Origin of the sequence: Microbacterium sp. MEJ108Y, assembly GCF_000834175.1 — a bacterium.
GTDB lineage: Bacteria > Actinomycetota > Actinomycetes > Actinomycetales > Microbacteriaceae > Microbacterium > Microbacterium forte.
This window is the reverse complement of the sequence record NZ_JXQX01000012.1, coordinates 160,804-185,145: the sequence shown is the minus strand read 5'-3', so window position 1 is coordinate 185,145 and position 24,342 is coordinate 160,804. Positions and strand designations below refer to the sequence as shown.

Sequence of the window (24,342 nt, the reverse complement as noted above, 5' to 3'; positions counted from 1 at the left end):
TCAGGAGCGACGGCCGACCACCTGGATCGCCTCGGTGCGGGGCGCCACCGGGAGAAGCATCCGGAACTCGGTGCCGACGCCCTCCCTGCTCGTCACATCCATCGAGCCGCCGTGGGCGAGCACGATCGCCCGAGTGATCGTGAGCCCCAGCCCGACGCCGGGCACCGCGTTCCGGGTCGCGGTCGACGCGCGGAAGAACCGGGTGAACAGCATGCCCTGCTCGTCTTCGGGGATCCCCACGCCGGTGTCGCGCACCGCGAGCTCGACGGCTCCGTCGACCTCGCGCAGGCTCGCGGTCACCCGCCCTCCCGCCGCGGTGAACTTGATCGCGTTCGACAGCAGATTGTCGAGGGCCTGCCCGATACGTCCCGAATCCACGGTCATCAGCACCGGACTCGTCGGGACCTCGGCGAGGATCTCGATGCCCTGCCGCTGCGCGTGCGGCCCCGAAGACGCGACGGCGCTGCGCACCAGCTCGGCGACGTCGGCTTCTCGGCGTTCGAGCGGGAAGCGACCGGACTCGACCTGGGCGGTGAAGAGCAGGTCGCCGACGAGATTCAGCAGCCGCTGCGCGTTGCGCTCGATGATGTCGACGAACTCCTGCTGATCCGACGTGAGCGGCTGGGCCGGATCGTTCTGCAGGAGGTCGAGGAATCCGATGATCGCGCTCAGCGGTGTGCGCAGCTCGTGCGAGATCATCCCGACGAACTCGTCCTTCATGCGTGCGACCTCGACCGCCCGGGTCTCGTCCGTGATCACCAGCAGGTAGCCATGTCGCGAACCGTCGGAGTCCTGATAGGGGGTGACGGTGACACGGGCGGGGACCGTCGACCCGCCCTCCCTCGCCACGTCGATGTGCGAATCCACCGGCAGCCCGGCGTCAGCATCGTCGAAGAGTGCGCGCAGCCCGGGGTGGAGCTCATCGCCCGGCGTCGGCCCATGCTCGGGGACGAACGGGGCGAGCGCGTGCGAGGGGAAGAACCGGTCGATCTGCACCGCGGCGAGCGCGTCGGGCACCTCCATGCCGAGCAGCCGCACAGCGCCCGGATTCCAGGCCGTGATGGTTCCGTGGTTGTCGGTGGCGATGACGGCCTGTCCGGTGATCGAGTTCCACAGGCTCGTGAAGGACTCGGAGAGCGCGCGGTACTGCTGCTCGCTCGACTTCAGCTGCTCGAGGATCTCCTCGTTGGCCGCCAGGGCCGCCGTGCGCTCGACGACGTGGGCCTCGGCCTGGGTGGTGCGAAGACGCTGCTGGCGCGACAGCTCGTTGACGATGGCCCCCACCGTCGCGAAGACCAGCGGACCGATCACACCGCGCAGCCAATCGGCCGGGGCCTCCGGCGGGTCGATGAGGTTCGGCATGACCAGGGCGATCGACGAGAGGACCCCCACGATGAGGACCTGCCTGCGACCGGGAGCGGCGGCGATCCAGACCACGGGGAGGAGGACGAAGGAGGAGAAGAGCGATGCCGGCCCTCCGGTGCCGGTCCGGATGGCTCCCAGTGCGACGATGTCGATCATCGGGATGAGCATCACGATCCAGCCCTCGTACACACCTCGCACCGAGAGCACGGCCGCAAGCGCTGTGACGGCGGCGATGGTGACGAGCCCGAAGATCGCGACTGCTGTGTCCGTCACCGGGATCCCCGGGACGGTCCACATGAGCACGGCCGCGATGGCGACCGCGATCGCCGTCGGCCCCTGCTTCATCAGCGGCGTCGGGTTGTCGAAGTAGCGGCGCCAGCTGCGCTCCATCGACTGCTGCACGGTGCTGGTCGGAGTCATCGTGTCGCTTCTCGCAGGAGCGCTCGCAGATCCGCACCGATGATCGGCTTGGGAAGCGCGGCATCGGCGTCGGGGTAGTCCGCGACGTCGAGCACCGAGCTCACGATGAGGAAGCAGTCGGGGAAGCGGGTCTTGATGAGACGCGCCAGCTCCGTCCCGCTGATGCCGGGGAGCAGCAGGTCGAGCACCGTGACGGCCGGAGAGATCGTCGCGAACGCAGCGATCGCCGTCTCGGCATCCGCCGCTGCGAACACGTCGAACCCCTCGCGGTCGAGGTAGCGCTTCAGCAGCGCCGTCTGGTCTGCGCTGTCCTCGACCACGAGGGCCAGCGGCCGCGCGGTCATCGCAGGAACAGCTCTCGCACGATCACGATGACGACGACGATGCCCAGGGCGAGGAGCGCCTGCGGGATCAGGAGCTTCTCGCGACGGGCGTCGGCGGCGATCTCCTCCTCCTCGGCGCTTCTCGAAGGTGCTTCGGTCATGAGTCGACCCGTCCGATCTTCTCGGTCTTGATCCATGCGGCGTCGGCGTGGCGCCACTCTTTGATGTACGAATCCACGGTGATGGCGCACAGAAGCGACCCATACCCGCAGACGTAGAGCAGGAGGCCGGCGAAGAAGCGGCCGCCCGGCAGTCGTTCCACCGCGCGTGCGAGCCAGATGCCGAGCATCGAGATCGGCCCCCAGAGATAGAAGATGACCGCCCAGGTGAACCGGGTCTCATCCGTGACGGCGATTCCGAGGTCGCTCAGCCCCGCCTCGAACAGCCAGGGGAACAGCGCGATCGCCATCAGGATGAGAGCCCCGAGTCCGGGGAACATCAGCGCCTCGCGCCAGGATTGACGGCCGATCCGCCCGTCGAGCTGCACCGCGTAGAGCATCGAGTACAGATAGATGCAGGCTGCGGAGATCCACATGAACCGGAAGACGAACTCGGCGATGTCGCTGTGCAGGACGAGCAGCACGAGCAGCGCCGTGGCGGCGAGGATCATGAACGCCGGCAGCAGCAGGATGGTGAACCACGCGAGACCGAACGCGAAGCTGCCCAGGTTGTGCACGCGGCTGGGTCGGAACCAGAGATGGCGGTAGATCGAGGTCAGCTGCACGTTGCCTCTCGCCCACCGCAGGCGCTGCTTCCAGAGGCTGTCGATGGTGCGGGGCTCCTCGGCGAGCACGACCGCGTGGGGCTCGAAGACCATACGGCGCCCCGCCAGCTGACCCTCGAACGTCGTCATCGTGTCTTCGGCGAGCGTGCCGGTCGGGATCCGACCGCCGATGGCTTCGAGGTTCGCCCGCGAATGCAGCTGCGCGCCGCCGGCCAGGCACGCGATCGCTCCCCCGACGTTCTGGGTGCGCCGGGCCGAGAGCTGTCCGATGACATACTCGATCGCGATGAACCGGGTGAGGTAGTTGCGGTCGCGGCTGCCCTCGGCGATGTAGGCCGTGACGGCCCCGACCTTCTCGTCGGCCAGGTGCCGGCTCATCTTCCGCAGCGAGTCCCGCGCAAAGATCACGTCGGCGTCCATGATCAGGACCGCTTCGGTCCACTCGTCCGCGAGCACGATGTCGAGCCCGTGATTCAGCGTGTGCGCCTTGCCCTCGCCGCCCTTGTCGCGACGCAGGTGCACGACGCGTCCGGGGTACGCCGCAGCCTTCGCCGCGACCACCTCCGGGGTGTCATCGGTCGACGCATCGTCGATGACGAAGATCCGCAGCCGGTCGGCCGGGTACTCCAGCTGCGTGAGGCGTTCGATCGCCTGCCCGAGCACGAGCCCCTCGTTCCAGGCGGGGATCAGCACGGCGATGCGGGGGTGGTGCGGAGCTGCCTTGCCGTAGTGGTTGCGGAAGGCATGGATCGGGAGCACGAGGAACTGCAGGCCCGTGTTGATGACAGGCAGCGTTCCGACCAGCACGCAGAGGAGCAGGAACACGACGACGACGGTCTCGACCCAGTTCAGCTCGGGCATCAGCGAGCCCTCCATCCGTCGAGGATCTCCACCACGCGCGAATAGCGTCCGACATCGGAGGCCACATGGCTGTCGGTCGACGCGACGATCTCGGCGCCGGCGCCGTGCAGTGCGTCGAGAAGCGGGATACCGGGGCACCCCCACTTCTCGTTCACCTCGACGATCGTGTCGGTCTCGGCCGCCGTCTTCGCCCAGGCCGCGATGCGATCGGCACCGAGGTCGTTCTCGGAGAGACCGATCTTGGGCAGGATCGAGAAGCAGTGCGCCAGCTGGTTCCCCGGGTGGCGGCGCATGGCCGAGATCAGCGCGGAGACCAGCTGATCGAGCGCGTCCTCCGGAGCCCAGCCGCCCTCGATCCGCTCTCGGACGACGCTCGGACCGAGCGGTCCGTCGACGCCGGGGAACTGATGATCGGCGATCAGGATGCGGTCGATCCCGGTGGGCAGCTCGGGGATGTCGAGGTCACCCGAGGCATCGAGGATCTTCGCCTCCACCCCGGTCAGCACGGTGAGACCGTCGGGCACCTGCAGCGACCGCACGGCCGCGAGATAGTCGGGCACCCAGGGTGTGGATCGGCGCACATGGTCGACCAGGCGCACGGTGGCGAGCCCCGCCGCGGATGCCGCCGCGACGTTCTCGGCGAGAGTCGAGACCGCGTCGTCCGAGAACGTCGAATGCACGTGGTGATCGCCTCGGAGCAGCGCGTGAGTCACAGCTCCTCCTGGTGCCCCGCGTGCGCGGAGATGAGGACCTCGTCGACGTCGAGGATCACGTCCTCGAGGAACCGCACCGAGGCGACCTCGCGGAAGGGGATCTTCGACGGGATCTCACGACCCAGGAACAGATCGGCGACGAGCGAGGGGATGTCGACGCCGGCGGCGATCGTGAGCGGAAGAGCACCCGGGAACCGCGGATTGACCTCGAGCAGCACGGCACGGCCAGCGCGGTCCCGCCGGAGCTGCACGTTGGCGACGCCCACGAGTCCGATGGCACGCGCGATCGACGCCGCGGCGCTCTCGAGCTCTTCGTCGTGCACCGTGCGTCCGGCGATCGCGACACCCGAGTCGACCCTGGCGCGGGTGCGCGGCACAGCCGCCACCACCGCACCCGAGGCGTCTGCGATCACATCCACGGAGTACTCCTCGCCGGGGAGGAAGTCCTGCACGATGAGTCCCTCATCCTCGGGAAGCGCGTCGAGCGCCGCGCGGTCGGGGACGACTCGCACGCCACGGCTGCCCGCACCCTGGCGAGGCTTGGCGAAGGCCGGGAACTCCCAGTCGACCGCGCGGGCGTCGGGACCCGCGAGCTCGGTGCGCGGGGTGAGCCCCGTCGCCTCGCAGCGCTCGGCGAGCAGCAGCTTGTCGAGCGCCACCGAGAGCGTGTCCTGCGAGGGCGCGGCGAGCACTGCCGGGGCGAGCTCGTCGCGTCGGCCGGCGAGTGCCGCGAGCTCGACATCCACCGTGGAGATCACGAGGTCGAGTCGATCCTCCTCGACCATGCGGGCGATCGTCGAGACGAAGTCCTCGTCGCGCCCCGGTGGCACGAGACGCCGGTGCGTCGGCGGGACGAGGTAGATGCCGCTGGCCCAGCCGTCCATGTCGGCCGCGAAGACCTCGAGGTCGGATCGGCGCAGGAGCGAGCGGATCACGGCCACGCCGGCAGGGCCTCCTGCACCGGTCACCAGCACGCGCGCGGTCATCAGCTCTCCCTTCGAGTGAGCTCGTGGGCGCCGATGAACTCGGCGGTCTCGCGCACGACCTCGAGCGGCTCCACGGCCGCTCCGCCGCCGAAGCGCGACCAGTAGCGAGCGGTGGCCGTCACGAAGTCGGGGTCCAGGTAGTCGCGCGTCGCCGTCTGCGAGCCGAAGCACTCGAGCAGGCGCAGCTTCTGAGCGATGTACTGATCGATCCGCACGAAGCGCGTCGGACGGAAGTCGATGGTGGCCGAGGGGCTCTGGTAGCAGGCGACGGTGCCGACCCTGCGGGTCGCGGCGATCGTCGCCTCGCTCACGGCGCGGTGATCCTGGTGACGGTCGTTGGACGAGTGGGTGTAGACGATCGTCGGCTGCACCTCCTGAACGACCTCCTCGATCAACCGCACGGTGGCACCGCCGCCGGAGATCTCGGTGTCCACGAGGTCTTTGACGAACAGGCGCGCGTTGAGGATCTCGGCCGAGGCGAGCGACTCGTGCTGCCGACTGTCGGCGTCTCCACCGCGCGCACCGCGCGAGAGGGTGAGGATGGTGATCGAGTCGCCGGCCTGGGCGTGCGCCGCGAGGATCCCGCCCACGCCGATCTCGACATCGTCGGGGTGCGCGCCGATGGCGAGCACGACCTCTTTGGTGCGGCCGGCTTCACGTCGCGCGCGACCCTCGGTCGCCAGCCGCTGCACGGCCTCGACGAGCTTCAGATTGTCGAGCGGCTTCGTGAGGAACTCGTCGGCCTGCGCGCGCAGGGCCGACACCGCGTACTCGACCGAGACGTGCGCGGTCATCACGATCACAGGCAGCAGGGGATCATTGCGACGCAGCTCTGCCAACAGCTCGAGGCCGTCGAGACCGGGCATCTCGATGTCGGTGACGACGACGTCAGGGGTGAAGGTCTCGAGTCGCTCGACGGCAGACTGTCCGTCGTGCGCGACCGCGACCTCACAGCCGGCCCGCCTCTCGAGCACGGTCTTCACGAGCAGGGCGACGTCAGGGTCGTCATCGACGACGAGGACGCGGGGAGCATCCTGGGGCATATCTGCGGCTCTCATTGGGGAAGTCCCCTGCCGATCAGCGTCCGGCATGTCACTCCCTGCGCCCTTCGCGCCGAGAGCTCGAGGGGAAGTCGAGCGGGTGTCTCTAAATACTGGCATATCAATAGACCGCAACGACCGCGCAGCACGACAGAGGGCCGGATGCTGTCGCATCCGGCCCTCTGTCTCTTCTGTCTCAGCGCTTGTAGTTCGGCGCCTCGACCACGATCTGCACGTCGTGCGGGTGCGACTCCTTGAGCCCTGCCGCGGTGATGCGCACGAACTTGCCGCGCTGCTTGAGCTCTTCGATGGTGCGCGCACCGACGTAGAACATCGACTGGCGCAGCCCGCCGACGAGCTGGTAGGCGACGGCCCCGACAGGACCGCGATACGGCACCTGACCCTCGATGCCCTCGGGGATGAGCTTGTCGTCGCTCGGCACGTCGGCCTGGAAGTAGCGGTCCTTGGAATACGAGGTCTGCTTGCCTCGTGTCTGCATCGCTCCGAGCGAGCCCATTCCGCGGTACTGCTTGAACTGCTTGCCCGACTGGAACACGATCTCGCCCGGCGATTCGTCAGTGCCGGCGAGCAGCGAGCCCAGCATCACGGCGTCAGCACCGGCGACAAGGGCCTTGGCGATGTCGCCCGAGTACTGCAGTCCGCCGTCGGCGATCACGGGCACACCGGCGGGGCGTGCCGCGAGCGATGCCTCGTACACGGCGGTGACCTGGGGCACGCCGACGCCCGCGACGACACGGGTGGTGCAGATGGAGCCGGGTCCGACGCCGACCTTGACGGCGTCGACGCCCGCGTCGACGAGCGCCTGAGCGCCCTCGCGGGTCGCGACGTTTCCGCCGATCACATCGATGTGCGCGAAGCTCTCGTCGGCCTTGAGCCGCTTGACGAGGTCGATCACGCCCTGAGACTGGCCGTTGGCCGTGTCGACCACGAGCACGTCGACGCCGGCATCGCGCAGCGCCTCCGCGCGCTCCCAGGCGTCTCCGAAGAATCCGATGGCCGCGCCGACGCGCAGGCGCCCCTGGTCGTCCTTCGTCGCCAGCGGGTACTTCTCGCTCTTGTCGAAGTCCTTGATGGTGATGAGGCCGGCGAGCCTGCCGTCGTCGTCGATGAGCGGCAGCTTCTCGACGCGGTGGTGCGCGAAGAGCGCGATGACCTCGCCTGCGGCCACGCCCACCGGTGCGGTGACGAGGCCCTCCGACGTCATGACGTCCTTCACGAAGGTGGTCTGACGCTCGAAACCCGACACGAACCGCATGTCGCGGTTGGTGATGATGCCGACGAGGCGGCCGTCGGCGTCGACGACAGGAAGGCCCGAGATGCGGTACTTGGCGCAGAGCGCGTCGACCTCTTCGACGGTCGCGTCCGGCGACGTCGTGATCGGGTCGGTGATCATGCCCGACTCGCTGCGCTTGACGCGGTCGACGTGCGCGGCCTGATCGGCGATCGAGAGGTTGCGGTGCAGGATGCCGATGCCGCCCTCTCGTGCCATCGCGATGGCCATCCGAGACTCGGTGACGGTGTCCATCGCGCTGGACAGCAGCGGTGTCGCGACCGAGATCCGGCGGGTGATCCGCGACGAGGTGTCGGCCTCGCTGGGGATGACGTCGGTGTGCCCCGGGAGGAGCAGCACGTCGTCGTACGTGAGTCCGACGAAGCCGAAGGGGTCGTGCTGGTCCATGGATTGTCCTCCTGCGGGCGCGATCTGGGGGCGAGGGTGTACCAATTCTAAGCGTCGGGAGCCTGAGGAAATTCCCGGTCGTCGCGCGCTCCCGCGCAGCACGACACGCGGAGACGCTCCGGATTCGCAACTTCGTGATGGGATCGTTCTCACCGTGAGCAGATCGTGCCTTGGTTGAAACAGAGCCGACACATTACGCTCATACCGTCGTACATCAGGGCCGATGCACAACTCCGTCATGGCCTGTGTACTGGGCTGGAGGTTCTGTGCGTCCGACGATCTCGGCGAATCGAAGCGGAATGCGGTGGGTCATCATCCTGCTCGCGTCGCTCCTCGCCATCGCTTTCCTGTGGTTGCAGCCTCCTGCAGCGGCCTCCGCCGAAGAGACGGACGACGGGCAGGAGATCACCGACTTCTACTTCGCCGGCGTCATCACCTTCGACGACGACCCGGTCGAAGGCGTCGTCATGACGATCGAGGGCGGCGGCTTCGAGGGCGAGACCGAGACCGACGCAGAGGGCAAGTGGCGCCTGTACGTGCCTGAGAAGGACACCTACACGCTCACCGTCGACGAGGAGACGCTCCCCGACGGTGTGATCGTCGACGCGGCGCAGCTGCCGGAGGGCACTCAGCCCATCGCCGGCACGACGGCGTCGTTCGAGGTCGAGTTCGGTCTGACCGGCACCAAGATCCTCAACCTCTTCCTCGGCGAGGGCGAGAGGATGACGACGTCCTTCATCGATCAGCTCCTCTCGCGTCTCGTGGGCGGTCTGAACTTCGGTCTGCTGCTCGCACTCGCCTCGATGGGCGCCGCGCTCATCTACGGCACCACCCGGCTGTCGAACTTCGCGCACGCCGAGATGGTCACCTGGGGCGGCCTGGTCGCCCTCGTGACGACGAGCTTCTGGCATCTGCCGCTGTGGCTCGGGATCATCGCGGCTGTCATCGGCGGCGGCCTCTTCGGCTGGGCACTGGACGCCGGCATCTGGCGTCCGCTGCGAAGACGAGGGCTCGGGGTCGTGCAGCTGATGATCGTCAGCATCGGCCTGTCCCTCGCCCTGCGCTACGCCTTCCAGTACATGATCGGCGGCGGCACCCGCCAGCTTCCCGGTGCCAGCCCCGAGCCCTTCCGGTTCGGTCCGATCTCGCTGTCGTACATCGACCTGATCGGAATCGTCGTCAGCATCGTCGTGATCGTCGGGGTCGCGTTCTTCCTCACACGCACCCGCATCGGCAAGGCCACCAGGGCGATCTCCGACAACCCGCAGCTCGCGGCCGCGTCGGGCATCGACGTCGACAAGGTCGTTCGCTACGTCTGGATCCTGTCCGGCACCCTCGCGGCGATCTCCGGCATCCTCTGGGCGTACTTCCGCCCCGGTGTGAAGTGGGACATGGGCATGCAGATGCTGCTGCTCATCTTCGCCGCCATCACCCTCGGCGGCCTCGGCACCGCGTTCGGCGCGCTCGTCGGCTCCCTCATCGTCGGCATCGCGGTCGAGGTCTCCACCCTCTGGATCCCCTCGGATCTGAAGTATGCGAGCGCCCTGGTCGTGCTCATCGTGATCCTCCTCGTCAGACCGCAGGGCCTGCTGGGACGCAGGGAAAGGTTGGGCTGATCGCCATGGACTTCGGAAGCATCTTCTCGAACACAGCCGCTTATCTGTTCAGCCCCGTCACCCTGGCGTACGCTCTGGCGGCGACCGGCCTGGCCGTGCACTTCGGATACGCGGGACTCCTCAACTTCGGTATGGCCGCCTTCATGGCCATCGGCGGTTACGGCTACGCCATCTCGGTGCTGACCTTCGGTCTCCCCTGGTGGATCGGCATGCTGATCGGCCTGCTCGGCGGCGCGCTGTTCGCCGTCCTCCTCGGCATCCCGACGCTGCGGCTGCGAGCCGACTACCTCGCCATCGCGACGATCGCGGCCGGTGAGATCGTGCGGCTGCTCTTCACCACCCAGATCTTCGACGAGTACACCAACTCGGCCGACGGTCTCGCGCAGTTCAACGGCGGGTTCCGCGACGCCAACCCCTTCCCACCGGGCACCTACGGGTTCGGGCCGTGGACCTACAGCGCGAACGACCTGTGGAACCGCGTGTTCGGACTCCTCGTGCTGCTCGTCGCGATCCTGCTGGTCTGGTCGCTCATGCGCAGCCCGTGGGGGCGCGTGCTCAAGGGCATCCGTGAGGACGAGGACGCCGTGCGCTCGCTCGGCAAGAACGTCTTCGCCTACAAGATGCAGGCGCTCGTGGTCGGTGGTGTGATCGGCGCGGCCGGAGGGATCGTGTTCGTCCTCCCGTCGGCTGTGGTCCCCGGCAGCTACACGACCTCGCTCACGTTCTTCCTGTGGACCGCCCTGCTGCTCGGTGGAGCAGCCACGGTGTTCGGCCCGACGCTGGGCGCGATCCTCTTCTGGGTCGTGTTCGCGTTCATGGCCAACCTGCTGCCGTCCATGGCGAAGGCGGGAATCCTGCCGATGTCCGACAGCCAGGCCTCGACCCTGGTGTTCATCTTCGTCGGCATCGCCCTGATGCTGCTCGTGATCTTCCGACCTCAGGGCATCCTCGGAGACAAGAGGGAGATGACCTTTGTCAAATGAACTGACCCCCGACGAGAGCGCCGAGACGGCGCCCGCAACCGGGAGCATCCGACGCCCCAAGACCACCGGTCTCGCGAAGGGCCCCGCGGCCCCCGGCGTGCCGAAGGTCGACCCGATCCTCGTGGCAGACGCCGTGCAGCGACGCTTCGGCGGCCTGACCGCCGTCGACGTCGATCACGTCGAGATCCCGCGTGGCGCGATCACCGCGCTGATCGGTCCGAACGGCGCGGGCAAGACGACGCTGTTCAACCTGCTGTGCGGGTTCGACAAACCCAACGCAGGCACCTGGTCGTTCGACGGGGTGAGCCTCTCGGGCGTCCCCTCGTTCAAGGTGGCGCGCATGGGACAGGTGCGCACGTTCCAGCTGACCAAGTCGCTGTCGCTCCTCACGGTGCTCGAGAACATGAAGCTCGGGGCTCCGGGGCAGCGCGGCGAGGGCTTCTGGTCGAGCCTCTTCCCGTTCCTGTGGCGCAAGCAGGACCAGGAGATCGAGGGCAAGGCGCGCGAGCTGCTCGCCCGCTTCAAGCTCGACGCCAAGGAGAAGGACTTCGCCGCATCGCTCTCGGGCGGGCAGCGCAAGCTCCTCGAGATGGCCCGCGCTCTGATGAGCGACCCGACCCTGGTGATGCTCGACGAGCCGATGGCCGGTGTCAACCCGGCCCTCACGCAGTCGCTGCTCGACCACATCCTCGATCTCAAGGGCCTCGGGATGACCGTGCTGTTCGTCGAGCACGACATGCACATGGTCCGCCACATCGCGGACTGGGTCGTGGTCATGGCGGAGGGTCGCATCGTCGCCGAGGGACCCCCGGACGAGGTCATGGAAGACCCCGCGGTGGTCGACGCCTACCTCGGCGCGCACCAGGATCTCGATCTCGGTGCCGTCACCGGTCGCATCCCCGTGATCGAGAATGCCGCAGCCGCCAAGCTCCGCGAGCAGATCGAAGCAGAAGCCGAGGCGGAGCTCGAAGCGACGAGCACCCGCGATTCCGACCAGAAGGGCACCGCATGAGCGCCGCCACCCCCGCAGCGTCGTCGCCGTCACCCGACGACATCGTCGTCGAGCTCAAGGACGTGCACGCCGGATACCTCCCCGGAGTGAACATCCTCAACGGCGCGAACCTGGTCGCACGTCAAGGAGAGCTGATCGGCATCATCGGCCCCAACGGCGCGGGCAAGTCGACCCTGCTGAAGGCGATCTTCGGCATGGTCAACATCCGCGGCGGCGACGTCACCCTGAACGGGGACAGCATCGTCGGGTTGAAGGCAGACAAGCTCGTCAAACGCGGCGTCGCCTTCGTGCCGCAGACGAACAACGTCTTCCCCTCGCTCTCGATCGAGGAGAACCTGCAGATGGGGCTCTATCAGAACCCCAAGATCTACGCAGAGCGCCTCGAGTTCGTCACCGGCATCTTCGCCGAGCTCGGCAAGCGCCTCAAGCAGCGCGCGGGCTCGCTCTCGGGCGGTGAGCGCCAGATGGTGGCGATGTCGCGGGCGCTCATGATGGACCCGTCGGTGCTGCTGCTCGACGAGCCCTCCGCCGGCCTCTCCCCCGTGCGCCAGGACGACGCGTTCATCCGCGTCTCCGACATCAACAAGGCGGGAGTGACCACGATCATGGTCGAGCAGAACGCACGTCGCTGCCTGCAGATCTGCGACCGCGGCTACGTGCTCGACCAGGGCAAGGACGCGTACGAGGGCACAGGGCGCGACCTGCTGAACGATCCGAAGGTCATCGGCCTCTACCTCGGCACGCTCGGCACCGACGCCGCCTGAGGCGGCAGACAGAGAGAGAGGGGCGGATGCTGCGGCATCCCGCCCCTTCTCTCTGTCTGCGGCTCTGTCCGGGTCTCAGTCCGGGCCTGCGGGACGGGGAGGGTCGGCCACGCCCGGTGACCCCGTGGCCTTCGCAGATGCTCGGGACACGACGAAGGCCCCGGATGCTGAATCCGGGGCCTTCGCTCGTGATCAGTTGGTGCGGGAGATCAGGTTCTCGGCGTCGTACACGTACGTGCCGATCGAGGCGCCCTGCGGGTCGCCGTTCTCGTCGAACGTGATCTCGCCCGAGTATCCGTCGTAGTCGGCCGTGCCGCCTCCGTTGATGATCTCGGCGCAGTCGGCGAAGCTGGTGCACTTCTCTCCGTCGCCGGTGCCACCCGAGACCTCAGCCATCTTCGCTGCGATGTCCGCGCCCTCGGTCGAGCCGGCCGCGAGCGACGCGAGCGAGACGAGCACGACGGCGTCGTACGCCTCAGCCGCGTAGGTGAAGTCGTTGACCTCGGGGTTGCCCTCGCCGGTCCAGTACGCCTGCAGACGGTCGGTGAAGTCATCCTCGAGTGCCGGGCCGGGCTTGGTGCCCTGTGCGCCCTCGAGCGAGAACGGGAAGTTCGTGTCGGGCGAAGAGCCGTAGTCCGACAGGTTTCCGTCGACGAGGTAGAACTTGTCCGGCGAGATGCCCGCGTTCACGAGCAGCGGCGCGATCGTCTTGAACTGGTCGAACGACACGATCGCGACGGCGTCGGGGTTCTGCGCCTTGATGGTCTCGACCTGTGCGTCGAACTGACCGTCACCGACGTTGTACGACGCGTCGGCCACGACCTCGCCACCCGCGTTCTCGAACGTCGACTTGATGTTCTCGAAGAGACCGGTGCCGTAGGCGTCGTTCTGGTAGATCACGCCGAGGGTCTTGTGCCCGTCTTCGGCGATCAGGTTGCCGAGGACCTCGCCCTGCAGCAGGTCGCTGGGAGCGGTGCGGAAGTAGAGTCCGTTGTCGTCCCAGTCGGTGAAGTCGGGGCCGGTGTTCGAGGCCGAGATCTGGAGGATGCCTGCGCTGACGTTGCCGTCGAGGATCAGACGCGAGACGCCGGACGCCGCGGCACCGACGATGGCCGTGACGCCTGCGCTCTGCAGCTTGCTGATCGACGTCTCGTAGGCCTTGGTGTCGGTGTCGCCCTCGTCTTCGGCCGTCAGGTTGATCGTGATACCTGCAGCAGCGTCGTTGACCTCCTTGACGGCGAGGCCGACGCCGGATTCCATGGGCGGGCCGAGGAACGACAGCGAACCGGTCTGCGGCAGCAGCGAGCCGAGCTCGAGCGTGAGGTCGGCCGTCGATCCGCCGCCTCCGCCGTCGGACGGCTCCTCGGAGGGCGTGCTGCTGCAGCCTGCGACGACGATCGCCGAGGCGCTCAGCAGCGCGACTCCTGCGAGAATCTTGGCGCTGCGCGAGCGCGTGAATGCGGTCATGATGCTCCCTTGCGTGACTGGCCGTGGATTGTGACCACGGTCGGGTGCTCTAACACTAGGACTGAAAGGCTTCGCGTAGGGGTCGCCGATGTTTCGGTGCGTTAACGATCCGACACCGAGTTCCGCAGGCGTGAACCGGAGGTTCAGACCAGTGCCGGCTGAGCGATCCGACGCCCTCGCCGCGCGGCGAGCAGCAGGTCGATCACGAACACCAGGATCGCGACCCAGACGATGATGAACCCCGCCCACCGCTCGGGCGGCATCGGTTCGCCGAGCACGACCGCACCGATGATGAACTGCATGATCGGCGTGATGAACTGGATCATCCCGATGACGGTCAGGTTGATGCGTCGGGTGCCGGCGGCGAACAGCAGCAGCGGCACCGCCGTCGCCACTCCCGCGAATGCGAGGAGCACCGCGTGCGAGACGCCGTGGGAGCCCATCGTGATCCCGTCGGGGGTGGCGGCGACGAGGATCAGCTGCACGACGGCGATCGGGATCAGCCAGAACGACTCGAGGGTGAGTCCGCTGACCGCGTCGACTGCGGGGCCGATCTTCTTCTTGATGAGTCCGTAGACCCCGAACGAGGCCGTCAGCGAGAGAGCGATCCACGGGAACTCGCCGTAGAAGAGGACGATCACGATCACCGCGACGGCGGCGATGCCGATCGCGGCCCACTGCAGCCTGCGGATGCGCTCCTTGAGCACGAACACCCCGAGGAGCACCGTCGTGATCGGGTTGATGAAATACCCGAGGCTCGTCTCGACGATGTTCTCCGAGAGGGTGCCGATGAGGAACACCTGCCAGTTGACGTAGATCAGGACGCCGGCGAGAGCAGTCCATGCCAGCAGCCTCGGCTGCCGGATGATCGCGCCGAACGCCGCCCAGCCGCGCATCACGGTGAGAAGCAGAAGACAGAAGACGAGCGACAGCAGCACCCGCCACGCGACGACCTCCCACGGCCCCGTGGGTGCGAGCAGAAGGAAGTAGAGGGGCAGCACGCCCCAGAGCAGATACGCACCCCCTGCGTACGCGACTCCCGCCGTCTGAGTGGCTCGGGAGGCGGCGTTCGTCGGGGTCACCGCACAACCCTATGCCCGTCGGTGAGCGGCATCGCACCCGAAGCCGTCGCCGACCGGACATTGGCAGGAATCGATGCAACGGTGGCGCCTCCCCGGCCGTTCAGCGGCCTCGCCGACCCCTGAGCACGACCGCGACGAGGAGGGCGGTCGAGAGCGCCATCGCCGCATTGAGTCCGATCGCCATCAGCAGCCCGGCGAGAAGACCCGCGCCGGCGAACGCCGCGACCACAGCCGCCATCACCGGCGTGCCCAGCGCGATGCCCACCTGCTGGCTCATCGTGACGAGACCGGTCGCCAGGCCCTGCTGCTCAGAGGGAACCGACCCCGTCGCGGTCACGACGTAGCCGACGATGGCGACGAGATTCGCCACGCCACCGAGGAACGTCAGAACGAGGAGCGGAATCGCCCAGGCATGCTCGTCCGATGCGAAGGCGAGCGGGAACGTGGCGCCGGCCTGCACGATCAGCCCGACGACGATCGCGCGCGACGATCCGACCCTTCCGATGACGCGGGGCGCGAGAAGGCCTCCGAGCACGGTGCCGATACCGAGCACTCCGAGCATGAGTCCGGCAGCGATCGGGGTGTACCCGAGGATCTCCTGCAGATAGATGGTCAGCAGGAAGACGAGTGACGTCTCAGTGGCGAAGGCGAGGAGACCGGCGAGGTTGCCCCAGGCGATCTCGCTTCTCCTCAGCAGCGAAGGTGCGATGAGCGGTTCGATCGCTCTCTTCTCGGCGAGCGCGAACAACACGAAGAACACCGCGGAGACCCCGAGCGGCATCCACGTGCCCGGTTCGCCCCAGCCGACGCGCCCCGCGGAGTCGATGCCGAAGACGAGTGCCACCAGAGCGGCTGTCACGGTGATCGCGCCGACGACATCGAGCCGAGCCCGTGCGACGCGACGCGGCTCGTGAAGGACGAACGCCCCGACGAGCAGGGCTGCAGCGGCCACCGCGACGTTGATGAAGAACGCCCAGCGCCACGAGACGCCTCCGGTGAGCAGCCCGCCGAGCACCGCTCCCGCCGTGAAGCCCGCCGCCATGAGCGCGCCGTTGAGCCCGAGCGCCCGCGAGCGCGCCCGCCCCTCGGGGAACATCGTGGTCATCAGCGCGAGAGCCGCCGGAGTGACCATCGCCGTCGCGACGCCCTGGCCGACGCGAGCGGCCAGGAGAACACCCGGTGTGGTCGCGAGTCCGCCGACGACCGACGCCGCACCGAGCAGCGCGAGCCCGGCGATGAACAGTCGTTTGCGCCCGAGCAGATCGGCCACCCGCCCGAAGAACAGGGTGAACGACGCGGCGCACACCGCGAACGCGGTCACGATCCACTGGAGCGACGCGGTGTCGAACCCCAGTTCCCGCCCGATCGGAGGCAGCGCGACGTTGAGGATCGAGAAGTCGACGGCGAGAGTGAAGTTCGCCGTCAGAAGGACGCCCATGGCGAGCGCCTGCGACGGGGTGAAGCGATCGGTCGCCTGCGGCGCCGTGGCGGGGAGAGTCGAGTCGGAATGAGTCACGCTGCTCAGACTCCGCCCGGCGGCACGGGGCAACCAGTCCCCTCTCGTGACTAGCACCGCCAGGGACAGGCTGCGCGTGCGGCGGTCGTGGAGAATGGCTCCATGGATCCGCACCCCGCGTTCACCAGGCCGATCGCCTCAGAACGGCCGGTGACCGAGCTCGGCGAGTTCCTGCGCTCCCGGCGGGATCGCGTCACCCCCGACGACGTCGGCGTTGCCAGCTTCGGCCGTCGCAGGGTTCCGGGCCTCCGTCGCGAAGAGCTCGCACGACTCGCCGGGGTCTCGGTCACCTACCTGACCCGCTTGGAGCAGGGCCAGTCGCAGAACGCATCCGACGCGGTCATCGACAGTCTCGCCCGCGCGCTCCAGCTCGATGCCGACGAGCATACGCATCTCCGAGCGCTCGCACGCCCGCGATCAGCCGCTCCCCGCCGTCCCCGAAAGACCGAGCAGCCGCATCGAGGCGCCTCGCAACTGCTGCACGCCATGGGAGTTCCTGCTGTGCTGCTGGGCCGTTTCAACGACATCCTCGACTGGAACAGCGCCGGCCACCTTCTGATGGCGGGCCACATCGAGGTCGATGCGCCGTCTCGGCCGGCCGGGCGCCCCAACCACCTCCGGATGCTGTTCCTCGATCCGCACACACGAGACCTGTACGCCGACTGGAACGAAGAGGCCGCGTTGGCCGTGGCATCGCTGCGCTACGTCGCCGCACGATTCGTCGACGACCGACAGCTCGCCGAACTCATCGGCGAGCTCAGCCTGAGCAGTCCCGACTTCGCGAAGCTCTGGGCCGGACACATGGTCAAGCTCTGCACGAGCGGCAGCAAGCGCTTCCGCCATCCTGTCGTCGGCGAACTCACGCTCGGCTACGAGGTCCTTCACCTACCCGAGGGAGATGGCCAGCGGATCCTCGCATACAGTGCGGCTCCCGGCAGCGCTGCCGCGGCGGCCGTCGATCTGCTCCAGTCGCGCTGAATCCGGCCGCGGTCGTCTGACACGGTCCGGACACGCAGGAAGGCCCGGATGCGTGATGCATCCGGGCCTTCCGAAGACGTTGTCTCAGCGGACGACGACTGCGAGCACGTCGCGAGCCGACAGGACGAGGTACTCGTCTGCGCCGAACTTCACCTCGGTGCCGCCGTACTTGCTGTAGAGAACACGGTCGCCCACGGCGACGTCGAGCGGAACGCGGTTGCCGTTGTCATCGATGCGGCCGGGGCCCACGGCCACGACCTCGCCCTCCTGGGGCTTCTCCTTGGCGGTGTCGGGGATGACCAGGCCACTCGCGGTGGTCTGCTCTGCCTCGACCTGCTTGATGACGATGCGATCCTCGAGCGGCTTGATGGAAACCGACACGGTCTACCTCTTCTTTCTTGACGCTGACAGGAAGACTTTTCGCACTCTCAACCCGAGAGTGCTAATTCAGTCTAGGCGCTCCGCTGGCACTCACGCAATGCGAGTGCCAATCGGACGAACTGACCGCCGCCCTAAGCTGGAGGCGTGGAGATCTCCGAGCTGCGCGCCCTGCTCACCCCCGAAGGCCTGAAGGCGCTGGACGAGCTCGGCCCCGTCGATGAGATCGCCGACGTCGCTCGGATCGTGTCTCGGCTGCGCGCCGCAGGGCACTCCCCCGAGCTGGTCTCCGCCGTGGTGGGGCAGGCACGTCTCCGCGCCAAGGCGAGGGGCAAGTTCGGCGACTTCGCGGCGCGGATGCTGTTCACCCGCGCCGGGCTCGAGCAGGCCACCCGGCTGAACGTCGCCGCACGGCACGCGCAGCGGCTGCGGCGGGTCGGCATCACCCGTGTCGCCGATCTGGGCTGCGGCATCGGCGGAGACGCCCTCGCGTTCGCGGGCGCCGGACTCGACGTGATCGCCGTGGATGCCGACGAGGTGACCGCAGCGATCGCCGCCTACAACCTGGCGCCCTTCGGAGACAGCGCGGTCGTGACGCACGGCACCGCCGAGGCCCACGTGCCCGCCGACGGCGACGAGACTCAGGCGATCTGGATGGACCCGGCCCGCCGCACCGGGGGTCACAGCGAGACGCGGCGGGTGTCGTCCGATGACTACTCTCCCCCGCTCGACTGGGCATTCGACGTGGCCTCCCGCACCTCGACCGGCATCAAGCTCGGGCCCGGCCACGACCGGGACTCGCTCCCCGTCGACGCCGAGGCGCAGTGGGTGAGCGCAGAGGGCAGCGTCGTCGAGCTGGTGCTGTGGACGAGAGCGCTCGCTCGCGACGGCATCCGCCGGTCCGCTCTCGTGATCCGCGGCGAGCGCTCGCACGAGCTCACCGCAGGAGCAGATGCGGAGGATGAGCCCGTGCGTGAGCTCGGCGCCTTCCTCCACGAGCCGGACGGCGCGGTGATCCGTGCGCGCCTGATCGGCGACGTCGCGCGCAGTCTCGACGCGGGGATGCTCGATGAGCGCATCGCGTACCTCACCTCCGACACGGCGCTCACGAGTCCGTTCGTGCAGTCGTTCCGGGTGCGTGAGACGATGCCTGCCAATCCCAAGGCGATCAGCGCCGTCCTCAAGGCGAACGATGTCGGGTCTCTCGAGATCAAGAAGCGCGGTATGGACATCGACCCCGCCGCCTTCCGCAAGAAGCTGACGCTGCGGGGCGATCAGGCGGCGACGCTGATCCTCACCCGCATCGGCGATCAGCGCCGCGCGATCCTCGCCGATCGGGTGCCTGCCGCCGAATAGCGCCAGGCGAGGCCGCCCTAGCCCTCGGAGTCGTCGGACGGGATCTCGACCTGGATCGGATCCTGCTTCTCGCCGCCGAGCTCGAGCGTCTCCCCCGGCTCCACCGTCTGCTCGGCGGCTACTGCTGCGTTGTCGCCGGAGACGACGAGGTATGGCGTACCGCTCGGCGTGTAGGCGAGGCGCACGCTCCACTCCGCGGCGACGGTCCCCGTCTCGTCGACGGTGACCCCTCGGGTCTCGATGCCGTCGCCGGAGAACTGTTGGTCGCCCGACACGCGGCATTCGACGCTCTCGACGGCGTCGATTATCAGACAGTCCTGGATGTCGTCGCTCTCGAGGCGCTGTGCACGCCAGACAGGGGCATCGCGGAAGTAGCCGACGACCGAGAACGAGTACTCCTCGAAGCCCTCCTCGATCAGCTGCTCGGCCCGTTCCCGCTCGTCCCCTTGGAACTGCGACAGCCAGGAGTTCTGGTCCGAGCGCCAGCGCTGGATGATCCCGACGACCTCGCCGTTCATCGCCCGCGCGGCGGATGCCCAGATCTCCTCCGGACTCTCCTCGCCCTCGCCGGGTGCGGTGACACTCGCACTGATGCCGATGCCGTTCCCGTTGTCGAGATCCGCAGCCGGCTGACACTGATCCGCCGACTTGCCTGCCGCGTCGAGCGTGATGCAGATCGTCTCGCCGTCTTCCTTGGTGGCGTACCAGACGAGGGCGTCCTCGTCCCGTCCGATCGCGCGCAGGCTGCCGGGATCGAACCCGCCCTCCGCCTGCAGCTCGGCGCGACGCTGCTGCTGCTCGGAGGTCAGCGCCACGGCGTCACCGGTGTGCCCGAAGACCGCCCATCCGACGCCGAGACCGATCACGAGCATCGCGGCGGATGCGGCGACAGCGGCCTTCCAGTGCTGTCGGATCGCTGTGCGAAGTCCGCCGGCCTCGCGAGGCTGCTGCCGGCCGGCTTCCTCATCGGCGGGGCTCCCGCTCGGTGGGCCGGAGACGGGCGGCTCGGCATGCGGGAGCGGAGCATCCTCTGCTCGACGCGGGGCGTCGACCGCGTCGGCGCCCGGGCCGGCCGCAGCTGCGGCGAGGACCGTCGCGTCCGGTTCGACGCGCATGGACTCGAGTTCGCGCAGCCTGGCCGCTTCGACCTCGGTCAGGCCGCCGTCGCGACCATAGGCCTTGCCCTGCAGGGCGCGCAGCTCGGCAGACTCACTCTCCTGCAGCATCGTCGCTCTCCCAGCCCCTCGTCACGGTGAGGTACTGCTGACCGTAGCCGAACTGGTACTCATAGCGGGTCGTCTCGCCGTCGTCTGCGACGTCGAGCACGAGCGTCCGGTCCGCATCCGCGAGCATCAGGCTGTCGTCGCACACCATCGGAGGGTCGGGCATGGACCCGTCATAGACGAGACAGTATCGCTGGGTGGAGGTGTCGATCCCGGTCCAGATCGGCACCTCGTCGTCATAGCCGACGACGAGGATCGTGCGGCGATCCAATCCGGTCTGCGCGGCGAGCGTCGTCGCGGCTTCCGCCTCCGCCTCGCTGGCGAACATCGACGTCGACTGCGACGACGTGATGTAGCTGCGGGTGATGACCGCGGGCTCGCCATCCTGCGTGAGGTACATCTGCGCCTGGATGTCGTAGGTCTGGGCCTCGCTCACGGGCTTCGCGAGCGTCGCGTCCACACCCTGGATCGTCGCCTGCTCCCGCGTCGTGCACGCGGGAGCCGTCGCGTCCTCGTGGCCGAGCACGAGGCACACGTCCGCGCTCTCGTTCTTCGTCGCGAACCAGATCACGACGCCCTCCTCCTGGGCGACGGCTCGCACGGAACCCGGGTCGAAGTCGCCCGACGCGACGATCGCGCTCTGCCACTCCCCCTGCTGCGCACTGAGCTGCATCGGGGCAGGACCACGATCGGCGAAGATCAGCCAGCCGAGCACGAGGCCCACCACGATGAAGGCTGCGGTGATCGCGACGGCAAGACGCCAGTGCCGTCGCAGCGCGGCGAGGGCGGAGTCGCCGTGGGGCGCCCCGGTGGTGCGGTCCTCAGACACCGCGGTCCCGGCTCCCTCGACGACGGTCGACGCGGCGGGCTCGATGTGTTCGGGCTCGATGTGTGGGGGTGCAGGCGCAGCCGGCTCCGGTTCTCTCGGTGCGGGCGGCTCCGTCCGGCGGAGCTTGCCGGCCTCGAGTTCGCGCAGCCGCGCGGCCTCGACCTCATTCAGCGCACCGGCTCGACCGTAGGCCCGCGCCTGGAGAGCCCTCAGCTCGACGGATTCATCCGCGTCGAGCATCCGCTATCCGAGTCTCTCGAACTGCATCCCGGCCCAGACGAGCCAGCCGAGGCTGTAGACGGTCGCGCACAGACCGAGCACGAGCGCCCAGCGTGCGATGGCGCGGCTCTCGACCGGTCGGCGCAGCGACATGATCGACGCGATCACGGCGACGATGGCTATCGGTATGCCCCAGCCGACGAAGAAGGACGAGACCAGGGCCACGATGGCGGCCATCAGAGCCCAGGGCGCGAGGCGGGTGTCGTCGACGACGGACGCGTCGGTCGACGGCGCCCAGTCGGTGCCGCGCCCGATGTCGTCTGCCACGGGCCCGCTGACGACCACCGGTTCGACTCCGACCGGTCCTGTCGGCAGCTTCGTGTATCCCTCGCGGCGGGACCCCGGTATCCGCGCCGAACCGGACGGATGCTCGACCTCGCCGCTGGGGCGCTCGATCCTGGTCGGAGGCAGCACGGCATCGGACCCTGGTTCTGCGCCCACGGGATCGGGCGTGCGTGGCGCGTCGCTCATCACATCACCGCGACGCGCTCGTCGACCTGGATCTCGGTGACCGGAAGAGTGGAGTCGGCTCCGAACGCGAGCGTCGACGGGCGTCGGCCCGACGAGATCAGCTCCGCAGCGAGAGCCGCGATCATCGCCCCGTTGTCGGTGCAGAGCGACAGCGGCGGGATGCGCACGGTCACGCCCGCCTTCTCGGCCCTCGCGAGCGCGACCTCACGGAGTCGTCGGTTGGCGATGACCCCGCCGCCCAGAAGCAGGCGCGGCACGCCGAGGTCTGCGCACGCGGCGAGCGCCTTCGTCACGAGCACGTCGACGACCGCCTCGCGGAAGCTCGCGGCGACGTCGGCCACCGGCACAGGCACGCCGTCGGCCTCGCAGCGTTCGACCCAGCGTGCGACGGCCGTCTTGAGCCCGGAGAACGAGAAGTCGTAGCGGTGCTTCGCCAGGTCGGACGCGCGAGACAGACCCCGAGGGAACCGGATCGCTTGGGGGTCTCCGTCGAGTGCCGCTCGGTCGATCTCGGGGCCACCCGGGTACGGCAGCGACAGAAGTCGAGCGACCTTGTCGAACGCCTCCCCCGCAGCGTCGTCCATGGTCTCGCCCAGCATCTCGACGTCGGTCGTGAGGTCGCGCACGTGCAGCAGCGACGTGTGCCCACCCGACACGAGCAGCGCGATCGTCGGGTACTCGAGAGGCTCGGAGTCGGGGGTGAGGATGTCGGCGGCGATGTGGCCCACCAGGTGATTGACCGCATACAGCGGCTTGTCGAGCGAGACGGCGAGGCCCTTCGCGGCGCCGACGCCGACCATGAGCGCCCCTGCGAGGCCCGGCCCGCTGGTCACGGCGACCGCATCGAGGTCGTCGAGCCGCACCCCGGCCTCCGCCAACGCGGCGTCAATCGACGGCTGCAGGGCTTCGAGGTGGGCTCGGGCGGCGACCTCGGGCACGACGCCGCCGTAGCGGGCGTGCTCGTTCATGCTGGACGCGATCGTGTTCGACAGCAGCGTGCGCCCGCGGACGACACCGATGCCCGTCTCGTCGCAGCTCGTCTCGATGCCCAGCACCAGCGGCTCGGTCATGCGGTGGCCTCCTTCGCGGCATCCTCGGCAGGCTCGTCACGGTGCGCCGAACGCGGATGCTGCAGCACGAGGCGCATCACGATCGCATCGACGTCATCGGGCTGGTAATAGCGAGGGCGGCGGCCGATCTCCTCGAACCCCTCGGAGAGGTAGAGGCCCTCGGCGCCGGGATTGTCGGCGCGCACCTCGAGAAAGACCTCTCGGGCTCCGCGTTCGGCTGCGGCGTCGAGAAGCGAGCGCAGCAGCGCGCGCCCGCGACCGGCGCCACGGTGCTCGGCGTCGAAGGCGATGGTCTGGATGTCGGCATCACTCGACCCGTGCAGCGCGCGGACTCCGCCATAGCCGATGATGACGCCGTCGTGCTCGTCGACCAGATAGAGGCCGTGCGGGCTGGCGAGCTCCAGCGCCATGGCCTGGGAGCTCCACGCGTCGGTCGGGAACGAGCGATGCTCTATCGCCATGATGGCGTCGAGGTCGTCGGGCGTCGCTGCACGCAGAGTCATCGCCCCACCTTCTTCGGCGCTCCGGGCACGGTGACATCGGGCTGTCGCAGATACAGCGGCTCGGCGCCCGCGAGCGTGCGCCCCGCGGCCACCGCTCGGGCGCCCACGCGGGCGAGGTCGACAGCCGACAGCGTCTCGACATCGATGCGACGGATGCCACCGAGATGCTCGTCCGCATCGACCCGCGCGACCAGCACCGTGTCGGCGACCATGTTCGGGATGCCGTCGGCATCCGTCCCCTCGAACACGGTGACGGCCACCTCCCGCCGGCGGGCGTCCGTGACGATGGCGAACGGGCCGGTCACGGCGTCTCGATCGATCGCGGTGAGCGCCGCGGCGAAGTGGCTCGGCACGGGAACGACCGGGATGCCGCGGCCCATCGCGAACGTGCGGGCGGTCGCGATGCCGATGCGGAGTCCGGTGAAGGGGCCAGGGCCCATGCCCGCCACCACGTGGTCGATCGATCCGCTTCCGGTCTCGCCGAGAGCTCGCACGAGCAGCTCGCCGATGACCTCCGCGTGACCGAGAGGGTCGGCGGCCGAGGCGTCGGACAGACGGGTGCCGTCGTCGTCGATGAGGGCGACGGCGGTGCCCAGGGAGGTGTCGACGGCGAGGATCACCTCT

General features: G+C 68.5%; 24 protein-coding genes. 6 read left to right on the top strand and 18 right to left on the bottom strand.

All coding sequences use genetic code 11. From position 1 onward, the window contains the following. From RU09_RS07775 to guaB, 8 genes are all read right to left on the bottom strand, one after another. Positions 1-1,785: a sensor histidine kinase gene (locus tag RU09_RS07775; RefSeq protein ID WP_042539204.1), complete on the bottom strand. Its 1,785-nt coding sequence runs from the start codon at positions 1,783-1,785 to the stop codon at positions 1-3. Further along, positions 1,782-2,129, bottom strand: a complete 348-nt coding sequence (locus RU09_RS07770; RefSeq protein WP_042539202.1) for a response regulator — start codon at positions 2,127-2,129, stop codon at positions 1,782-1,784. The genes RU09_RS07775 and RU09_RS07770 overlap by 4 nt, the downstream gene beginning before the upstream one ends. Then, positions 2,126-2,269, bottom strand: coding sequence for a hypothetical protein (locus RU09_RS18690; RefSeq protein WP_171821987.1), 144 nt, complete (start codon positions 2,267-2,269; stop codon positions 2,126-2,128). Before RU09_RS18690 ends, RU09_RS07770 begins: the two co-directional genes overlap by 4 nt. Further along, a complete protein-coding gene (locus RU09_RS07765) occupies positions 2,266-3,768 on the bottom strand; it encodes a glycosyltransferase family 2 protein (RefSeq protein WP_228385658.1) in 1,503 nt (500 codons plus the stop codon). The genes RU09_RS18690 and RU09_RS07765 overlap by 4 nt, the downstream gene beginning before the upstream one ends. Then, positions 3,753-4,466: a PHP domain-containing protein gene (locus tag RU09_RS07760; protein ID WP_042539200.1), complete on the bottom strand. Its 714-nt coding sequence runs from the start codon at positions 4,464-4,466 to the stop codon at positions 3,753-3,755. Before RU09_RS07760 ends, RU09_RS07765 begins: the two co-directional genes overlap by 16 nt. Beyond that, positions 4,463-5,452, bottom strand: coding sequence for an ATP-grasp domain-containing protein (locus tag RU09_RS07755; protein WP_042539198.1), 990 nt, complete (start codon positions 5,450-5,452; stop codon positions 4,463-4,465). The genes RU09_RS07760 and RU09_RS07755 overlap by 4 nt, the downstream gene beginning before the upstream one ends. Further along, positions 5,452-6,510 carry a response regulator gene (locus RU09_RS07750; protein WP_231567489.1) on the bottom strand — a complete coding sequence of 353 codons (1,059 nt, stop codon included), beginning with the start codon at positions 6,508-6,510 and terminating at the stop codon, positions 5,452-5,454. The genes RU09_RS07755 and RU09_RS07750 overlap by 1 nt, the downstream gene beginning before the upstream one ends. Before the next feature lie 178 nt (positions 6,511-6,688). Next, a complete protein-coding gene (gene guaB, locus RU09_RS07745) occupies positions 6,689-8,191 on the bottom strand; it encodes an IMP dehydrogenase (protein WP_042539194.1) in 1,503 nt (500 codons plus the stop codon). Between the two features lie 299 nt (positions 8,192-8,490). Here guaB and RU09_RS07740 point away from each other — a divergent pair, with 299 nt between their 5' ends. From RU09_RS07740 to RU09_RS07725, 4 genes are read left to right on the top strand one after another with little or no spacing between them, the layout of a single operon-like run. Continuing rightward, complete coding sequence (locus RU09_RS07740) at positions 8,491-9,807, top strand: branched-chain amino acid ABC transporter permease (protein ID WP_042539449.1); 1,317 nt, start codon at positions 8,491-8,493, stop codon at positions 9,805-9,807. Positions 9,808-9,812: 5 nt separating this feature from the next. Next, positions 9,813-10,790, top strand: a complete 978-nt coding sequence (locus tag RU09_RS07735; RefSeq protein WP_042539192.1) for a branched-chain amino acid ABC transporter permease — start codon at positions 9,813-9,815, stop codon at positions 10,788-10,790. A gap of 46 nt (positions 10,791-10,836) precedes the next feature. After that, positions 10,837-11,802, top strand: a complete 966-nt coding sequence (locus RU09_RS07730; protein ID WP_042539447.1) for an ABC transporter ATP-binding protein — start codon at positions 10,837-10,839, stop codon at positions 11,800-11,802. After that, positions 11,799-12,566, top strand: coding sequence for an ABC transporter ATP-binding protein (locus RU09_RS07725; protein WP_042539190.1), 768 nt, complete (start codon positions 11,799-11,801; stop codon positions 12,564-12,566). The genes RU09_RS07730 and RU09_RS07725 overlap by 4 nt, the downstream gene beginning before the upstream one ends. 192 nt (positions 12,567-12,758) lie before the next feature. On the opposite strand, the gene RU09_RS07720 is transcribed toward RU09_RS07725, so the two are convergent. From RU09_RS07720 to RU09_RS07710, 3 genes are all read right to left on the bottom strand, one after another. After that, entirely contained in the window at positions 12,759-14,033 is a 1,275-nt protein-coding gene (locus RU09_RS07720) for an ABC transporter substrate-binding protein (protein ID WP_042539188.1), read from the bottom strand. A gap of 143 nt (positions 14,034-14,176) precedes the next feature. Further along, positions 14,177-15,115, bottom strand: a complete 939-nt coding sequence (gene rarD, locus RU09_RS07715) for an EamA family transporter RarD (protein ID WP_042539186.1) — start codon at positions 15,113-15,115, stop codon at positions 14,177-14,179. Positions 15,116-15,215: 100 nt separating this feature from the next. Next, complete coding sequence (locus RU09_RS07710; RefSeq protein ID WP_231567488.1) at positions 15,216-16,631, bottom strand: MFS transporter; 1,416 nt, start codon at positions 16,629-16,631, stop codon at positions 15,216-15,218. A 102-nt stretch (positions 16,632-16,733) separates the two neighbouring features. Here RU09_RS07710 and RU09_RS07705 point away from each other — a divergent pair, with 102 nt between their 5' ends. Continuing rightward, complete coding sequence (locus RU09_RS07705) at positions 16,734-17,609, top strand: helix-turn-helix transcriptional regulator (protein WP_042539184.1); 876 nt, start codon at positions 16,734-16,736, stop codon at positions 17,607-17,609. A gap of 84 nt (positions 17,610-17,693) precedes the next feature. Here the strand turns inward: RU09_RS07705 and groES are convergent, their stop codons facing one another. After that, complete coding sequence (gene groES, locus RU09_RS07700; RefSeq protein ID WP_039394204.1) at positions 17,694-17,990, bottom strand: co-chaperone GroES; 297 nt, start codon at positions 17,988-17,990, stop codon at positions 17,694-17,696. A 144-nt stretch (positions 17,991-18,134) separates the two neighbouring features. On the opposite strand from groES, the gene RU09_RS07695 reads away from it, so the two are divergent. Continuing rightward, a complete protein-coding gene (locus RU09_RS07695) occupies positions 18,135-19,343 on the top strand; it encodes a class I SAM-dependent methyltransferase (protein WP_042539182.1) in 1,209 nt (402 codons plus the stop codon). 17 nt (positions 19,344-19,360) lie between these two features. Here the strand turns inward: RU09_RS07695 and RU09_RS07690 are convergent, their stop codons facing one another. Genes RU09_RS07690 through tsaB form a run of 6 tightly spaced genes read right to left on the bottom strand, consistent with a single transcriptional unit; the run spans position 19,361 to position 24,338 of the window. Continuing rightward, on the bottom strand, positions 19,361-20,569 hold the full coding sequence (locus tag RU09_RS07690; protein WP_042539181.1) for a hypothetical protein: 1,209 nt from the start codon (positions 20,567-20,569) through the stop codon (positions 19,361-19,363). Further along, positions 20,553-21,635: a hypothetical protein gene (locus RU09_RS07685; protein WP_042539180.1), complete on the bottom strand. Its 1,083-nt coding sequence runs from the start codon at positions 21,633-21,635 to the stop codon at positions 20,553-20,555. Before RU09_RS07685 ends, RU09_RS07690 begins: the two co-directional genes overlap by 17 nt. Before the next feature lie 3 nt (positions 21,636-21,638). Then, positions 21,639-22,145: a hypothetical protein gene (locus RU09_RS07680; RefSeq protein ID WP_052492897.1), complete on the bottom strand. Its 507-nt coding sequence runs from the start codon at positions 22,143-22,145 to the stop codon at positions 21,639-21,641. Continuing rightward, positions 22,145-23,215, bottom strand: coding sequence for a tRNA (adenosine(37)-N6)-threonylcarbamoyltransferase complex transferase subunit TsaD (gene tsaD / locus RU09_RS07675; RefSeq protein ID WP_042539178.1), 1,071 nt, complete (start codon positions 23,213-23,215; stop codon positions 22,145-22,147). Before tsaD ends, RU09_RS07680 begins: the two co-directional genes overlap by 1 nt. Further along, positions 23,212-23,718, bottom strand: a complete 507-nt coding sequence (gene rimI / locus RU09_RS07670; RefSeq protein WP_042539176.1) for a ribosomal protein S18-alanine N-acetyltransferase — start codon at positions 23,716-23,718, stop codon at positions 23,212-23,214. Before rimI ends, tsaD begins: the two co-directional genes overlap by 4 nt. Further along, positions 23,715-24,338: a tRNA (adenosine(37)-N6)-threonylcarbamoyltransferase complex dimerization subunit type 1 TsaB gene (gene tsaB, locus RU09_RS07665; protein WP_042539174.1), complete on the bottom strand. Its 624-nt coding sequence runs from the start codon at positions 24,336-24,338 to the stop codon at positions 23,715-23,717. The genes rimI and tsaB overlap by 4 nt, the downstream gene beginning before the upstream one ends. Positions 24,339-24,342: the final 4 nt, after the last annotated feature.

Coding starts and splice junctions, on each gene's coding strand:
- RU09_RS07735 (WP_042539192.1), top strand. CDS start 9,813: ATGGACTTCGGAAGCATCTTCTCGAACACAGCCGCTTATCTGTTCAGC.
- RU09_RS07750 (WP_231567489.1), bottom strand. CDS start 6,510: ATGAGAGCCGCAGATATGCCCCAGGATGCTCCCCGCGTCCTCGTCGTC.
- RU09_RS07770 (WP_042539202.1), bottom strand. CDS start 2,129: ATGACCGCGCGGCCGCTGGCCCTCGTGGTCGAGGACAGCGCAGACCAG.
- RU09_RS07720 (WP_042539188.1), bottom strand. CDS start 14,033: ATGACCGCATTCACGCGCTCGCGCAGCGCCAAGATTCTCGCAGGAGTC.
- RU09_RS07775 (WP_042539204.1), bottom strand. CDS start 1,785: ATGACTCCGACCAGCACCGTGCAGCAGTCGATGGAGCGCAGCTGGCGC.
- RU09_RS07740 (WP_042539449.1), top strand. CDS start 8,491: ATGCGGTGGGTCATCATCCTGCTCGCGTCGCTCCTCGCCATCGCTTTC.
- RU09_RS07690 (WP_042539181.1), bottom strand. CDS start 20,569: ATGCTGCAGGAGAGTGAGTCTGCCGAGCTGCGCGCCCTGCAGGGCAAG.
- tsaD (WP_042539178.1), bottom strand. CDS start 23,215: ATGACCGAGCCGCTGGTGCTGGGCATCGAGACGAGCTGCGACGAGACG.
- RU09_RS18690 (WP_171821987.1), bottom strand. CDS start 2,269: ATGACCGAAGCACCTTCGAGAAGCGCCGAGGAGGAGGAGATCGCCGCC.
- RU09_RS07685 (WP_042539180.1), bottom strand. CDS start 21,635: ATGCTCGACGCGGATGAATCCGTCGAGCTGAGGGCTCTCCAGGCGCGG.
- RU09_RS07755 (WP_042539198.1), bottom strand. CDS start 5,452: ATGACCGCGCGCGTGCTGGTGACCGGTGCAGGAGGCCCTGCCGGCGTG.
- guaB (WP_042539194.1), bottom strand. CDS start 8,191: ATGGACCAGCACGACCCCTTCGGCTTCGTCGGACTCACGTACGACGAC.
- RU09_RS07725 (WP_042539190.1), top strand. CDS start 11,799: ATGAGCGCCGCCACCCCCGCAGCGTCGTCGCCGTCACCCGACGACATC.
- RU09_RS07765 (WP_228385658.1), bottom strand. CDS start 3,768: ATGGAGGGCTCGCTGATGCCCGAGCTGAACTGGGTCGAGACCGTCGTC.
- rimI (WP_042539176.1), bottom strand. CDS start 23,718: ATGACTCTGCGTGCAGCGACGCCCGACGACCTCGACGCCATCATGGCG.
- RU09_RS07705 (WP_042539184.1), top strand. CDS start 16,734: ATGGATCCGCACCCCGCGTTCACCAGGCCGATCGCCTCAGAACGGCCG.
- RU09_RS07680 (WP_052492897.1), bottom strand. CDS start 22,145: ATGAGCGACGCGCCACGCACGCCCGATCCCGTGGGCGCAGAACCAGGG.